Source organism: Pseudomonas sp. CJQ_9 (genome assembly GCF_043106615.1).
GTDB lineage: Bacteria > Pseudomonadota > Gammaproteobacteria > Pseudomonadales > Pseudomonadaceae > Aquipseudomonas > Aquipseudomonas juntendi.
This window is the reverse complement of sequence record NZ_JBICMS010000090.1, coordinates 115128-129187: the sequence shown is the minus strand read 5'-3', so window position 1 is coordinate 129187 and position 14060 is coordinate 115128. Positions and strand designations below refer to the sequence as shown.

The 14060-nt window shown below is 63.9% G+C and carries 14 protein-coding genes; 8 read left to right on the top strand and 6 right to left on the bottom strand.

The features are described from left to right. Positions 1-22: 22 nt before the first annotated feature. From ACF8SD_RS18215 to ACF8SD_RS18195, 5 genes are all read right to left on the bottom strand, one after another. Entirely contained in the window at positions 23-1420 is a 1398-nt protein-coding gene (locus tag ACF8SD_RS18215) for a M16 family metallopeptidase (RefSeq protein WP_392483507.1), read from the bottom strand. After that, positions 1417-2751, bottom strand: coding sequence for a M16 family metallopeptidase (locus tag ACF8SD_RS18210; protein WP_392483508.1), 1335 nt, complete (start codon positions 2749-2751; stop codon positions 1417-1419). The genes ACF8SD_RS18215 and ACF8SD_RS18210 overlap by 4 nt, the downstream gene beginning before the upstream one ends. 70 nt (positions 2752-2821) lie before the next feature. Further along, positions 2822-3424 carry a 16S rRNA (guanine(966)-N(2))-methyltransferase RsmD gene (gene rsmD / locus ACF8SD_RS18205; RefSeq protein WP_197879519.1) on the bottom strand — a complete coding sequence of 201 codons (603 nt, stop codon included), beginning with the start codon at positions 3422-3424 and terminating at the stop codon, positions 2822-2824. Further along, complete coding sequence (locus tag ACF8SD_RS18200) at positions 3424-4914, bottom strand: pitrilysin family protein (RefSeq protein WP_110677663.1); 1491 nt, start codon at positions 4912-4914, stop codon at positions 3424-3426. The genes rsmD and ACF8SD_RS18200 overlap by 1 nt, the downstream gene beginning before the upstream one ends. Beyond that, positions 4907-6262: a pitrilysin family protein gene (locus ACF8SD_RS18195; RefSeq protein ID WP_173891434.1), complete on the bottom strand. Its 1356-nt coding sequence runs from the start codon at positions 6260-6262 to the stop codon at positions 4907-4909. Before ACF8SD_RS18195 ends, ACF8SD_RS18200 begins: the two co-directional genes overlap by 8 nt. A gap of 231 nt (positions 6263-6493) precedes the next feature. On the opposite strand from ACF8SD_RS18195, the gene ftsY reads away from it, so the two are divergent. The 4 genes from ftsY (at position 6494) to rpoH (ending at position 10628) form a co-directional block, all read left to right on the top strand. Then, complete coding sequence (ftsY, locus tag ACF8SD_RS18190; protein WP_173891433.1) at positions 6494-7966, top strand: signal recognition particle-docking protein FtsY; 1473 nt, start codon at positions 6494-6496, stop codon at positions 7964-7966. A gap of 2 nt (positions 7967-7968) precedes the next feature. Next, on the top strand, positions 7969-8640 hold the full coding sequence (gene ftsE / locus ACF8SD_RS18185) for a cell division ATP-binding protein FtsE (RefSeq protein WP_009684915.1): 672 nt from the start codon (positions 7969-7971) through the stop codon (positions 8638-8640). Beyond that, the gene (ftsX, locus tag ACF8SD_RS18180; RefSeq protein ID WP_173891432.1) at positions 8637-9662 is read left to right on the top strand and encodes a permease-like cell division protein FtsX; all 1026 of its coding nucleotides are present in this window, start codon (positions 8637-8639) and stop codon (positions 9660-9662) included. The genes ftsE and ftsX overlap by 4 nt, the downstream gene beginning before the upstream one ends. A gap of 111 nt (positions 9663-9773) precedes the next feature. Further along, on the top strand, positions 9774-10628 hold the full coding sequence (rpoH, locus tag ACF8SD_RS18175; RefSeq protein ID WP_173891431.1) for an RNA polymerase sigma factor RpoH: 855 nt from the start codon (positions 9774-9776) through the stop codon (positions 10626-10628). 75 nt (positions 10629-10703) lie between these two features. Here the strand turns inward: rpoH and mtgA are convergent, their stop codons facing one another. After that, a complete protein-coding gene (mtgA, locus tag ACF8SD_RS18170; protein WP_173891430.1) occupies positions 10704-11414 on the bottom strand; it encodes a monofunctional biosynthetic peptidoglycan transglycosylase in 711 nt (236 codons plus the stop codon). A gap of 64 nt (positions 11415-11478) precedes the next feature. Here mtgA and ACF8SD_RS18165 point away from each other — a divergent pair, with 64 nt between their 5' ends. The 4 genes from ACF8SD_RS18165 (at position 11479) to trmB (ending at position 13752) form a co-directional block, all read left to right on the top strand. Further along, a complete protein-coding gene (locus ACF8SD_RS18165) occupies positions 11479-11850 on the top strand; it encodes a DUF423 domain-containing protein (RefSeq protein WP_173891429.1) in 372 nt (123 codons plus the stop codon). 102 nt (positions 11851-11952) lie between these two features. Further along, positions 11953-12153, top strand: coding sequence for a sulfur carrier protein ThiS (thiS, locus tag ACF8SD_RS18160; protein ID WP_009684920.1), 201 nt, complete (start codon positions 11953-11955; stop codon positions 12151-12153). A 54-nt stretch (positions 12154-12207) separates the two neighbouring features. Beyond that, entirely contained in the window at positions 12208-13020 is an 813-nt protein-coding gene (locus ACF8SD_RS18155) for a thiazole synthase (RefSeq protein WP_173891428.1), read from the top strand. 9 nt (positions 13021-13029) lie between these two features. Then, a complete protein-coding gene (trmB, locus tag ACF8SD_RS18150) occupies positions 13030-13752 on the top strand; it encodes a tRNA (guanosine(46)-N7)-methyltransferase TrmB (RefSeq protein ID WP_009684922.1) in 723 nt (240 codons plus the stop codon). The last annotated feature ends 308 nt before the right edge of the window (positions 13753-14060 follow it).

Here is a 14060-nt window from a genome sequence, read left to right as displayed (position 1 = left end):
AAACAGCGCCTTTGTACCTGCGCTATTGGTCGAGCGCGGTCGGTTTGGGTAAAGGCAACTGCTCGGTAACCGGGCCGCTGGTGACGAATACCTGTGGGGCCTGCAACCAGACTTGCGCCGCTTCACGCAGATTGGCAGGCGTAAGCGCCGACAGTCTAGCGAGGAAGGTGCCCAGGTGGTCTGGCGCCAAGCCCTGGTGGCTGTAGGTGGCCAAGGCCTGGGCCATTCTCGCGTTGTCTGCCAGGCTGTCGTGCAGTTTACCGGCGATCTGGTTGACCGCCATGTCGCATTCGGCCTGGCTGGGGCCGTGTTCACGCAGGCATGCCAGAATCGCCGACACCAGCGCGCCAGAGGCATCCCGGTACTGGGGGGCGATATCCCAGTGGATCTGCAACTGGCTGGCGGCATCCAGCGGCCTCAGGTCGCAGGAGATGGCGTAGGTGAGGTTGCGCAGGGTGCGCAATTCCTGGGTAAGGCGCGACTCATAGCTACTGCCCAGGATTGCGTTGAGCAGATACAGGGCTGGGAATACCGGATCCTGGGCCGATACGTTCGTTGCAAGGGTGAGCGTTGCTTGGGTGGTACTGCTGGCCGCAGCGAGATTCAGGTCCAATGCCTGGTAGTCGGGAACCGATGGCGTGCGTTGCGCCGCCCAGCCTTGCGGCAGGGCCCGTACCAGGTCGTCGACAAGCTGCCGTGCTTCCTCTCGGGTCAGGTTGCCCACCAGGCCGATGTCGAGGTTGTTGGCCGAATACGCCTGCTGGTGAAACGCCCGGATCTGGTCATCGTCAATGCTGGCGATGGTTTGGGCCGTCAGGGTGGACGCGTAGGGGTGGCCGCTGAAAATATGCGCGGTGGCCGCCTTGGTAATCCGCAGGAGCGGATGGTTGCCATACCTGGCCTGGCTGAATACGAGCCGTTCGCCTATTTTGGCCACATCGCCCGCTCGCAATGCCGGGCGGGCCAGCATCTCGGTCAGCAATTGCATCACACTGTCGCGCAGTGCCGGCAGGCTCAGGGCGCGTAGCGTGACAAGCGCGCTGTCGTCGCTGATCCTTCTGCCCAATATGGCGCCAAAACCGGCCACTTCCTCGGCGAACCGCGTGGCGTCGAGTTGCCCGGTACCTTGGTCGAGGCTGTACAGCACAAGTGCCGCCAGCCCAGGGTGGGCGCCGTCGAGTACGCTGCCTGCGCGAAAGCGTAACGCCAGGTCGAACGTGGGCCGGTCGTGGCGTGCGAGGAAGCTGACGCGGGTGCCTTCTGCCGTTTGCCAGTGCTCAGGGTGGGCTTGCAGGTCGGGGATGTGGCCAAGGTCGATACCCCGGGCCGAGTGCAGGTTGGCCATGGCCGCCAAGGCGGTGTCGTCAGCCGGGCCGTTGCAGGTCAGCGGCAAATGGGCCGGGGGGAGTACCTGGATCATGCTGTTGCTCCTGGCTGAAGGTAGCTGGTGGTCAACCGCTCGCGCCCCAGGTAGGCAAGTGCCACCTGCTGTATCTGTTGGCTGTCGAGGTCGCGGATGATCTGGATTTCTTGGTCAATGACCGCGGCGGCGATGCCGGCAGCGGCGGCCTCGCCGATTCGCTCGGCTTGGAGCACCTGGCTGTCTTCGAACATGCGGCGTGCAAGCATGCGCAGTTTCGCGCGTTCGAGCTCGGCGGGGGGCACTGCGCTAATGCGCAGTTCTTCCAGGTGTCGGCAAACGGCTTGTGCAGCCTCTTCTGGCGTGCTGTTCGTACTGTTCACGTACGCTGACAGGGTCAGCAGGGTGTCACCCCGCAGCAGGGGCTCATAGGTGATGCTGATGCCGGTAAGCAGGCGTTTGTCCCGTACCAGGTCACTGTAGAGCCTGGCGCTGAAACCCTCGGCCAGCACCTCGCGGATCAACTTGAGGGCAGGGGCGGTGGCTGCATCCGGTGCGGTGGCTCTGCTCGGTACGTTGAACGACATGAACAGACCTTCGCGTAACCCGGGCAGGCTCACGGTTTGCGTGCGCGCCTGCAACGGCTGGTCTTGCCGTGGTACGGGGCGCTGCGGCACTGGCGCGTTCGGCAGGCTGGCGAAGTACTGCTCCACCTGGGTGCGCAGGGTTGCCAGGTCGATGCCGCCAACCACCACCAGCGTGGCGTTGTTGGGCCGGTACCAGGTTGCATACCAGGTTCGCAGCGTTTCCAGTCCAATATCGGCAAGGTCGGCCAGGGAACCGAAGCTCGGTTGCCCATAGGCATTGCCGCCATGGGCCAGCGCCAGGTGAAGGTCGTAAGCCTGTTGGTCTGGGTGGTTGTCGAACTTGAGACGCCTTTCGTCCTCGACGGCTTTCTTTTCCCGGTCCAGTTCTGCCTGGCCGAAGGTTGCGCTGTTCATGGCATCGGCCATGATCTCCAACGCGATTGGCAGGCGAGCGACCGGCAGCGTTATCTCGTACGCCGTCGCCTCTTCATGGGTGCTGGCATTGGCGTTGCCGCCCAGGCGGGCGATCACTCGCGAGTACTGGCCGGCGGCAAGTTTGCTGCTGCCTTCGAAAATCAGGTGTTCCAGGAGGTGGGACAGGTTGCTGTGGCCCGCGGGCTCATGGCTGGAACCCACGTGATACCAGAGTTGCACGGCGGCAAGCTGGCTGGTGTGGTCTGGCCGCAGGTAGACGGACAAACCGTTGCTCAGGGTGAAGTGCTGCAGTGGCAAGGGGGCGGCTGAAACCACAGATGCCAATCCTGCCGAGACCTGGTCGAGGGTGACGGGCGCAGGTGAAGTCATCGCTGAAGTGCTCCGGTTGGGTGAACCGCAACAGCTTCAGCGAAATGGCGCCGCAGGCAGCGCTACATAGTTAGCCCCGCTGCCACAGCGCGTAATACACCTGGCCGGTTTTTTTCTCGCGATGCAAACGCCAGTTGCCGGGCAGTTGCAGGGCCGATGGCGCTGCTTCGCTCTCGGTGTAGACCCAGGCTTGCTCGCTGAGCCACTGGTGCTGCTCCAGCAGGTTGCAGGTGTTGGCCAGCAGATCCTGGTGGAATGGCGGGTCGAGGAACACCACGTCGAACTGCTGCTTGGCCGGGTTCTGCAAGTAGCGCAGGGCATCGGTTTGCAGGATTTGCCCGCGCGGGCAGCGGAGGATTTCCAGGTTGTTTTTCAGGTTGGCGATGGCCGCCGGGTTGCTGTCCAGTGCCACGGCGTCTTCGGCGCCGCGGGACAGGGCTTCGAGCACAAGGGCGCCACTGCCGGTGAAGGCGTCCAGTACCCGAGCGCCCTCGATATAGGGCGCCAGCCAGTTGAAGACGGTTTCGCGCACACGGTCGGGCGTTGGCCGCAGGCCTTCACCTTCCGGCACCGCCAGGCGACGGCTACGCCACTCGCCGGCGATGATGCGCAGGTGGCCCTGGCCCTTGCTTTGCCCGGTTTGTGGGCGGGCGGGAGGGGTGGATCTTGGCATTAGTGCTCCGGTACCCCGAGCGGCTGCTCGGAGGGCTTGTCAGTGGGTGCTGGCAGCGGTTTCTGTGGCACTTTCGGGCCAACGGTGACGATCACCAGTTTATCGGCTGACAGGTGTTTGTTCATGGCGGCCTTGACCTGCTCGACAGTGAGGGCCTGGGACTGCTGCATGAAGTCCTCCAGCCAGGTCAGCGGCAAATTGTAGAAGCCGATGGCGCCCAGCTGGCCGACGATGCTGGCATTGCTGGCATTGGACAGCGGGAAGCTGCCGGCCAGTTCGCGCTTGGCATCGTCCAGCTCCTGCTGGGTGGGGCCGGTCTTGAGGTAATCGGCCAGAATGCCCTGCACCAGCTTGAGCGTGCCCTCGCTGAGTTCGGCACGAGTTTGCAGGTTGATCATGAACGGGCCGCGCACCTGCATCGGGCTGAATACCGAGTAAACGCCGTACGTCAGGCCGCGTTTTTCCCGCACCTCGCTCATCAGCCGGGTACCGAAAGCACCGCCGCCGAGGATCTGGTTACCCAGCGACAGTGCAGGCCAGTCCGGGTCCTGGCGGTCGATACCAAGCTCGGCCAGCATCAGGTGGGTCTGCTTGGACGGGAAATCGATGTGGGTCAGGCCGGGCTTGGCTTCGGCCGGCTGCGCCGGCGCGGGCAGCGCCGGGCCTTTGGGTAGCCCGGCGGACACCTGGGCGGCGATGGCTTCGGCTTCGGCGCGGCTGAGGTCGCCGACCAGGGCGATCACGGCGTTGCCACCGGTGTAGGCCTTGGCATGGAAAGCACGCAGTTGGGCCAGGCCGATGCCGTTGATGCTTTCGGCAGTGCCGTCGCTGGGGTGGGCGTAGGGGTGGTCGCCATAGAGGTTGGCGAACAGCGCTTTGCCAGCGATTTTGCCAGGGTTCTGCTTCTCGTACTCGAAGCCGGCCAGCATCTGGTTCTTGATGCGCTTGAGCGCGTCTTCAGGGAAGCTCGGCTTGCCGGCGACCTCGGTGAACAGCTTGAGCGCCGGCTCGCGCTTGTCCTTGGCGCTGAGGCTGCGCAACGAGGCCACGGCCATGTCACGGTAGGAGCCGTTGCCAAAGTCTGCACCCAGGCTCTCGAAGCCTTCGGCGATGGCGGTCACGTCCTTGCCGGCCACGCCTTCGTTGAGCATGGCGTTGGTCAAGGCAGCCAGGCCTGGCGTGCCGCCGTCCTGGCTGCTGCCGGCGGCAAAGGTCACGCGCAGGTCGAACATCGGCAGCTCGCGCGCCTCGACGAACAGCACCCGGGCCCCTTCGGCGGTGTTCCAGTGCTGGATGTTCAGCTGGCGCCGGCTCGGCGCCTTGCCGTCCAGCTCGGCCAGCGACTGCAGGGTGTTGGCCGGCCGGGCCGCAGTGTTGTCGGCCTTGGCGGCGTTGTCGGCCAGGGCCGGGGCAGCCAGCACCGCTGCCAGCGCCAGGGCGCGGATACCGGTGGCCAACAGGGTTGGGCGTGGTGCGCGACGATCACTCATGAGCGGACTCCTCGGGCAGTACATGGGCAACGCTCAGGCGTTCGCGGGTGAAATAGGTGCGCGCGGCGTTCTGGACGTCCTGCGGGGTAACGCGCTTGAGCTCGTCCAGTTCGCTGTCGATCAGCTTCCAGGACAGGCCGACGGTTTCCAGTTGGCCAATGGTGGTGGCCTGGCTGCTGATGGAGTCGCGGTCATAGACCAGGCCGGCGATAACCTGGGCGCGTACGCGCTCCAGTTCTTCGGCGCTGGGCGGGGTGGTTTTGAGTTCGTCCAGCAGTTGCCACACGCCCTTCTCGACGTCGGCCAGGGTTTTCTGCTTCTGAACGTTCGGCGTGGCCGAAATCAGGAACAGGCTGTCGCCACGGGTAAAGGCGTTGTAGCTGGACGAAGCACCGGCCACCAGCTCCTGGCCACGCTCCAGGCGCGCCGGCATGCGGGCGCTGTAGCCGCCGTCGAGCAGCGCCGAGATCAGGCGCAGGGCGTGTACGGTGCGGGGGTCCTTGGCAGTGGCCAGGCCGGGCACGTTGAAACCGTAGATCAGGCTCGGCAGTTGGGTGCGCACGTGCAGGGTCAGCTGGCGCTGGCCGGGTTCTGCGAGTTCCAGTGGCAGCTTGGCCGGTGGCACGGTGCGCTTCGGGATGCTGCCGAAGTACTTCTGCGCCAGGCCTTTGACCTCGTCGGGGGTGACATCGCCGACCACCACCAGGGTGGCATTGTTGGGGGCATACCAGGACTCGTACCAGTGGCGCAGTTCCTCGACCTTCATGCGCTCCAGGTCGGCCATCCAGCCGATGGTCGGGGTATGGTAGCCGCTGGCAGGGTAGGCCATGGCGCGGAACAGCTCGAAGGCCTTTGCAGTGGGCTGATCGTCGGTACGCAGGCGGCGCTCTTCCTTGATGACCTCGATTTCCTTGCTGAATTCGTCGGCTGGCAAGCGCAGGCTGGCCAGGCGGTCGGCCTCCAGTTCCAGGGCTACGGGCAGGCGGTCACGCGCCAGCACCTGGTAATAGGCGGTGTAGTCGTCGCTGGTGAAGGCATTCTCTTCAGCCCCCAGGTCGCGCAGCACGCGTGAGGCTTCGCCGGGGCCGAGCTTGGCGCTCCCCTTGAACATCATGTGCTCCAGGGCGTGCGACAGGCCGGTCTGGCCCGGGGTTTCGTAGCTGGAACCGACCTTGTACCAGATCTGCGAGACCACCACCGGGGCGCGGTGGTCTTCGCGAACCACGACCTTGAGGCCGTTGTCGAGGATGAATTCGTGGGTGGGTTGCACATCGGCGGCGAAGGCCGCGAGCGGCAGGCAGAGCGTGCCGAGCAACAGGCCAGCGGCGCGGCGGGCTAGAGCATTCATACGGTGTTTAACCTGTTCGGCGGCCCGCTGGGTTTAGCGTCGACGGGCCAGGAGGTGCTAGGATACTGATCCGGTTGCCTGGCGACCATGCCTGTCGCCGTTCTGGCCCACAGGACACTAAGACAAAACATTGCGCATGAACCAGCCGGCTTCAAGATAGTCTGTTCTGCGTAGAGAGAATTCCCGATCCGCCGTAGCTGGCGCATCGCTACCCTGAGATAGCCGTCTTCCATGTTTGGTTCCAACGACGACAAGAAAGCGCCGGCCGAGGCTGGTGAAAAGAAAGGCCTGTTCAGCTGGTTTCGCAAGAAGCCGCAACAACCTGTGGACGCTGGCGTTCCCGCCAGTGAAGCCCCCGCTGTCGAGCAACCTGTAGCCGCTCCGGTCGAGGCCCCCGCTGCTGAAACGCCGCAGCCTGACGCGCTCGCGCCTGCCCCGGCAGCCGAAGCGCCGGCGCCGGTCGCTGCGCAGCCGTTGCCGGTCGCTGAACCCGAGCCGCTGGTTTCCCCGCCGCCGGTAGCGCCCGCTCCGCAACCCGTCGCACCTGCGCCGGTGCCGGCCGCTTTGGTGGACGTCGCCCCTACCGAGCCTGCGCCGGTCAGCAACCTGGTACTGCCGGTGGCTGAAGAGCCGGTAGCGCTGGTGCCGGACCTGGAACCCAAAGCGCCACCGGTAATCCCCGAGCGCCCGGCACCTGAGGTGGTGGCCCCACCGGCCGTGGCCGCTACAGCCGTCGAGGTCGCGCCAGAGCCGCCGGCGGCGCCGGCCGAACAGGCCAAGCCTGGCTTCTTTGCCCGCCTCAAGCAGGGCCTGTCGAAGACCAGCGCCTCCATTGGCGAGGGGATGGCCAGCCTGTTCCTGGGCAAGAAAGTCATCGACGACGACTTGCTCGACGAGATCGAAACGCGCCTGCTGACCGCCGATGTGGGCGTGGAGGCCACCTCGACCATCGTCCAGAACCTGACCCAGAAAGTCGCCCGCAAGCAACTGGCCGATGCCGACGCTCTTTACAAGTCGCTGCAGGAAGAGCTGGCGGCATTGTTGCGTCCGGTCGAGCAGCCATTGAAAGTGCAGGCGCAGAACAAACCCTACGTGATCCTGGTGGTAGGCGTGAACGGCGCCGGCAAGACCACCACCATCGGCAAACTGGCGAAAAAACTGCAACAGGAAGGCAAGAAGGTGATGCTGGCCGCCGGCGATACCTTCCGCGCCGCAGCGGTCGAGCAGTTGCAGGTGTGGGGTGAGCGTAACCAGATTCCGGTCATCGCCCAGCACACCGGCGCCGACTCCGCATCGGTCATTTTCGACGCCGTGCAGGCCGCCAAGGCCCGCGGCGTGGACGTGCTGATCGCCGACACCGCCGGCCGCCTGCACACCAAGGACAACCTGATGGAGGAGCTGAAGAAGGTGCGCCGGGTGATCGGCAAGCTCGACGCCGAGGCGCCGCACGAGGTGCTGCTGGTGCTCGACGCCGGTACCGGGCAGAACGCCATCAGTCAGGCCAAGTACTTCAACCAGAGTGTCGAATTGACCGGCCTGGCCCTGACCAAGCTCGATGGCACCGCCAAGGGCGGGGTGATCTTCGCCTTGGCCAAGCAGTTCAAGTTGCCGATCCGCTTCATCGGTGTCGGCGAAGGCATCGACGACCTGCGCACCTTCGAAGCGGAGCCTTTCGTCAAGGCTCTGTTCGCCGAGCGAGACTGACCATGATCCGATTCGAACAGGTTGCCAAGCGCTATCCCAATGGTCATGTCGGTTTGCATGAGCTGAGTTTCCGGGCGCGCCGGGGCGAATTCCTGTTCGTCACCGGCCACTCGGGGGCCGGCAAGAGCACCTTGCTGCGCCTGCTGCTGGCCATGGAGCGCCCGACCAGCGGCAAGCTGATGCTGGCCGGGCAGGACCTGGGCCAGATAAGTAACGCCCAGATCCCGTTCCTGCGCCGGCAGATCGGCGTGGTGTTCCAGAACCACCAGCTGTTGTTCGACCGCACGGTGTTCAACAACATTGCCCTGCCGCTGCAGATTCTGGGCTTGTCCAAGGCCGAGATCGCCAAGCGCGTCGATTCCGCCCTGGAGCGCGTGTCCCTGGCCGACAAGGGCGAGCTGTTCCCGGCTGACCTGTCCACCGGGCAGCAGCAGCGGGTCGGGATTGCCCGGGCGATCGTCCACCAGCCAGCGCTGCTGTTGGCCGATGAACCCACCGGTAACCTCGACCCGCGGCTGGCCGCAGAGATCATGGGGGTATTCGAGGACATCAATCGCCTGGGTACTACGGTTTTGATCGCCAGTCACGACCTGGCACTGATTGCGCGCATGCGCCACCGCATGCTGACCTTGCAGCGCGGCCGCTTGATCGGCGATGGGGAGGCCGGGCAATGAGCACTACACGTACGCCAAAGGTTTCCGAGCGCGTTGCGCCGAAGCCAGCCGACCCGCAGCCGGCGAAGAAAAAACGCGGCGAAGACGATGACGGCCCGGATTTGCGCACGTTGTTGCATGCCTGGCTGGAAAGCCACCGTGCCAGCCTGGCTGACAGCCTGCGCCGGCTGGGCAAGCAGCCGATCGGCAGCTTCTTCACCTGCCTGGTAATGGCCGTCGCGCTGAGCATGCCGATGGGGCTGTCGTTGTTGCTGAAGAACGTCGAGCAATTGGGCGGTTCGTGGCAGCGCGCGGCGCAGATTTCGCTGTACCTCAAGCTGGATGCCGGCAGCCGTGATGGCGAGGCGCTGCGTGACGAGATCAAGGGCATGCCCGGCGTGGCAGACGCGCAGTATGTCAGCCGCGAGCAGGCGCTGGAGGAATTCCAGCAGCAGTCCGGCCTGGGCGAGGCCTTGCGCGAACTGCCGGAAAACCCGCTGCCAGGTGTGGTGGTAGTCACCCCGACCGAGGTCGACAAGCCCGCGCTTGAAGCCTTGCGTCAGCGCCTTGCGGAGCTGCCGCGGGTAGATGTGGCGCAACTGGACCTGGTCTGGGTCGAGCGGCTGGCGGCGATCCTCAAGCTGGGTGACCGGTTCGTCTTCGGTCTGGCGGTGATGCTTATTTCCGCGCTGCTGTTAGTAATCGGTAACACAATTCGTCTACATATCGAAAACCGCCGCATCGAGATCGAAGTGATCAAGCTGGTCGGCGGCACTGACGCCTACGTACGGCGGCCTTTCCTGTACATGGGCGCATTGTATGGCCTGGGTGCAGGGCTGCTGGCGTGGGGGATCCTGGCGTTTGGCCTGAACTGGCTGAACGAGGCGGTGGTAGGGCTTTCCGGGCTATACGGCAGTGACTTCGCCCTGGGCGGCGTGCCGGGGTCCGACGGGCTGTCGCTCTTGATCGGAGCGGTGTTGTTGGGGTATATCGGTGCATGGATTGCAGTCGCCCGCCACTTGAACGAGCTGGCACCGCGATAGTTTTTACAGGCCAGCATTGACATTTTGTTCACGATGGAACTTGTACCGTCGTCCCAGGTCAATGTTGGCAGCGCCCAAAAAGCGCGAGTCTAGTAAGTCGGAGGTTCTTGAATGACCACATCGTTGCAACCTGCCTATGCCTTGGTACCCGGTGCAAACCTGGAAGCCTATGTGCACACGGTCAACAGCATCCCGCTGCTGACGGTCGAGCAGGAGCGTGATCTGGGCGAGCGTCTCTATTATCAGCAGGATGTCGAGGCCGCTCGTCAAATGGTGATGGCCCACCTGCGTTTCGTCGTACATATCGCCCGTAGCTATGCTGGCTATGGGCTGGCCCAGGCTGACCTGATTCAGGAAGGCAACGTTGGCCTGATGAAGGCCGTCAAACGCTTCAACCCTGAAATGGGCGTGCGCCTGGTGTCGTTCGCCGTGCACTGGATCAAGGCCGAGATCCACGAGTTCATCCTGCGCAACTGGCGCATCGTCAAGGTGGCCACCACCAAGGCCCAGCGTAAGCTGTTCTTCAACCTGCGCAGCCAGAAGAAGCGCCTGGCCTGGTTGAACAACGACGAAGTGCAACGCGTGGCGGAGAGCCTTGGCGTCGAGCCGCGTGAAGTGCGCGAGATGGAAAGCCGCCTCAGCGGGCAGGACATGGCGTTCGACCCGGCAGCGGAAGCTGACGACGACAGCGCGTTCCAGTCCCCTGCGCATTACCTGGAAGACCACCGGTACGACCCGGCGGTGCAACTGGAGGATGCCGACTGGAGCGACAACTCCACCAGCAACCTGCACGAAGCGCTGCAAGGGCTGGACGAGCGCAGCCGCGACATTCTCTACCAGCGCTGGTTGGCTGAAGAGAAGGCCACCCTGCATGAGCTGGCAGACAAGTACAGCGTTTCGGCTGAGCGGATTCGCCAGCTGGAGAAGAATGCGATGAACAAGGTCAAGGCACTGATCGCAGCCTGATCGGGCCTTTGTTGTACAGAAAAGCCGCTGGCTCCGACGGAGCGAGCGGCTTTTTCATTTGTGTCGGCACTGCATTCAAAGCTTTCTGGATGAGTCGAGCTGCATTAGGTAGCTGGGGCCACCCAGCTGGCTCATTTGCCGGCGAATCCACCCGGCACGGCTTGCCACGTAGGCGCTCGGCCGGCTGGCACTCCACTTGATCGGGCTGGGCAATACTGCGGCCAGTTGCGCTGCCTGCTGGCGGGTGAGCTGGCTGGCATCGACACCAAAGTGATAGCGCGCCGCCGCCTGAGCCCCGAATACGCCTTTGCCCCACTCGGCGCTGTTTAGGTAAACCTCGAGAATGCGTTCCTTGGACCAGAGCAGTTCGATCAGTGCCGTGAACCAGGCTTCCAGCCCTTTGCGGAACCAGCTGCGCCCCGACCACAGGAACAGGTTCTTGGCCACTTGCTGGGTCAGGGTGCTGGCGCCACGGATGCTGCCACCGCGTTCGTTGTAGGCCAGCGCAGCCTGGATTGCCGGGATGTCGAAGCCCCAGTGGCTGGCAAATTTCTGGTCCTCGCCGGCAATGACCGCGACCTTGAGTTCATCGGAAATGTTCTGCCACGGCTCCCATTCGCGCTGCAGGTCGATGGGTTCGCCATTGACCCAGGATTGCACCTTGCGCTCGACCATCAGCGCCGTGCCGGGCGGGGGCACCCAGCGGAACACCAGCACCAGCACGATGCTGCCGGCAGCGAACCAGAGCAGGGCACGGAAGAGGCGGCGAATAAGGGATGGCAGCATGACGATGGCTTGGCCGTACGGGTGGAAGGGGCCATTATACAGACCCGATCCAAGGAGTCGTCCCATGCTTCGCAGCTTCCTGATGCTTGCCGCCTTTTTCGGCTTTACCGGAGTCGCACTGGGTGCCTTCGCCGCCCACGGCCTGAAAAACCGGCTGACGGCCGACTACCTGGCGGTGTTCCACACCGGCGTGACCTACCAACTGGTGCATGCGCTGGCGATTCTTGCGGTTGCCGTGCTCTCGGCGCACCTGCCTGGGCGCCTGGTGGGCTGGGCCGGTGGGCTGTTTGCGGCGGGTATCGCGCTGTTCTCCGGCAGCCTGTACCTGCTGGCCCTCAGCGGCCTGACCAAGCTGGGCATCATCACCCCGATTGGCGGCCTGTGTTTCCTGGCCGGCTGGCTATGCCTTGGGTTGGCGGCCTGGCGGCTGGGCTGACCAGCTGGTCCACAATCGCGACTCATGGCGCGTACCGCCCTTGGGTTGCGGGGCGGTTCGGCGCTAGAATGCGGGCCCCAAAGAATAATGGTGGCCGTGCGCATGCGCATTCAACTGAACGGTGAACCTTACGAACTGCCTGCCGGCGAGAGCGTTGCAGCCCTGCTGACGCGCCTGGAGCTCAGTGGGCGCCGCATTGCCGTGGAACTGAACCTGGATATCGTGCCGCGTAGCCAGCACGAGAGCACCCTGCTGAACGACGGCGACCAGGTCGAAGTGGTCCACGCGATCGGTGGCGGCTGACAGCAGCCTGGTGGTTCACAAGCAAGCCCTGCAACCTTTTCCCGAGGAACAACGATGAGCAACGTTCGCAGCGACAAGCCCTTCATTCTGGCCGGGCGCACGTTCCAGTCGCGCCTGCTGGTCGGCACCGGCAAATACCGTGACATGGAAGAGACCCGCCTGGCCACCGAGGCCTCGGGTGCCGAGATCGTCACCGTGGCCGTGCGCCGGACCAACCTTGGCCAGAACGCGGGTGAGCCGAACCTGCTCGACGTGTTGTCGCCCGACAAGTACACCATCCTGCCCAATACCGCAGGCTGCTTCGACGCCACCGAGGCCGTGCGTACCTGCCGCCTGGCCCGCGAGCTGCTGGAAGGCTACAAGTCCCACGAGTCGCGGACCTTGGTCAAGCTCGAAGTGCTGGCGGACCAGAAGACCCTGTTCCCCAACGTGATCGAAACCCTCAAGGCCGCCGAAGTGCTGGTCAAGGATGGTTTCGACGTGATGGTCTACACCAGCGATGACCCGATCATAGCCCGCCAGCTGGCTGAGGCGGGCTGCATCGCGGTGATGCCGTTGGCCGGCCTGATCGGCACGGGCCTGGGTATCTGCAACCCGTACAACCTGCAGATCATCCTGGAAGAATCGAAAGTCCCGGTGCTGGTCGATGCCGGCGTGGGCACCGCTTCCGACGCCACCATCGCCATGGAAATGGGCTGCGAGGCGGTGCTGATGAACTCGGCCATTGCCCACGCCCAGCAGCCGGTGTTGATGGCCGAAGCCATGAAGCACGCCATCGTCGCCGGTCGCATGGCCTACCTGGCCGGCCGGATGCCGAAAAAACTCTATGCCAGCGCCTCTTCGCCGCTGGATGGTCTGATCAAGTAAGAGCCCCAGATGACTGATTCGCAAGATACGCCGATCGCCGCCGACGGCGACCAGCGCCCACACCGCCGCATCAAGAGTTTCGTGATGCGTGCCGGGCGTATGACCGAAGGCCAGCAACGCGGCCTGGACCAAGGCGGCCCGCTGTACATCCTGCCGTTGGCCGACAGCCCGGTGGACTACGACCAGGTATTCGGCCGTTGTGCGCCGCGTACCCTGGAGATCGGCTTCGGTATGGGGCATTCCCTGCTGGAAATGGCCGCCGCCGCGCCGGAGCAGGACTTCATTGGTGTGGAAGTACACCGCCCCGGTGTTGGTGCGCTGCTCAATGGTGTGCTGACCCAGGGTTTGAAGAACCTGCGGGTGTATGACTGCGATGCCATCGAAGTGTTGAACCGCTGCGTGGCCGACAACAGCCTCGACCGCCTGATGCTGTTCTTCCCCGACCCTTGGCACAAGGCGCGCCACCACAAGCGCCGTATCGTGCAGCTGGAGTTCGCCGAGCTGGTACGGCGCAAGCTCAAGCCCGGTGGCGTGTTCCACATGGCCACCGACTGGGAGCCGTATGCCGAGTACATGCTGGAAGTGATGAGCGCTGCTCCGGGCTACCGCAACCGCGCAGCAGACGGTACCTACGTACCGCGCCCCGAAGAGCGCCCGATCACCAAGTTCGAACGCCGCGGCGAGCGGCTGGGGCATGGGGTGTGGGATTTGAAGTTCGAGAAGGTGGACTGATCGGCTGAATCGGCCTTTTGGTACGCTGGGGCCTGTAGAAATGCAGGCCAAAAAAAACCGCTCTGAGATGAGCGGTTTTTTTGTGTGAGCAAAAGGACTGAGTATCCTTCGCTTCAAGGCTTCACTGAAAGCTCTACACAGTCAGGTGATCATAGGCACCTTCAGAAGCAGGGTCAATGTGCGGAAATACCCGGCATCAAGTGTGTCGAAGCAGTTAACAGTCTCGGTCAAGTAGACCGGGTATCATCTAGCTGCTCCTGTGAGAGTCCATTCAGTGATGGGTCGGGTAGGAGAAGAATTCTGCTTTC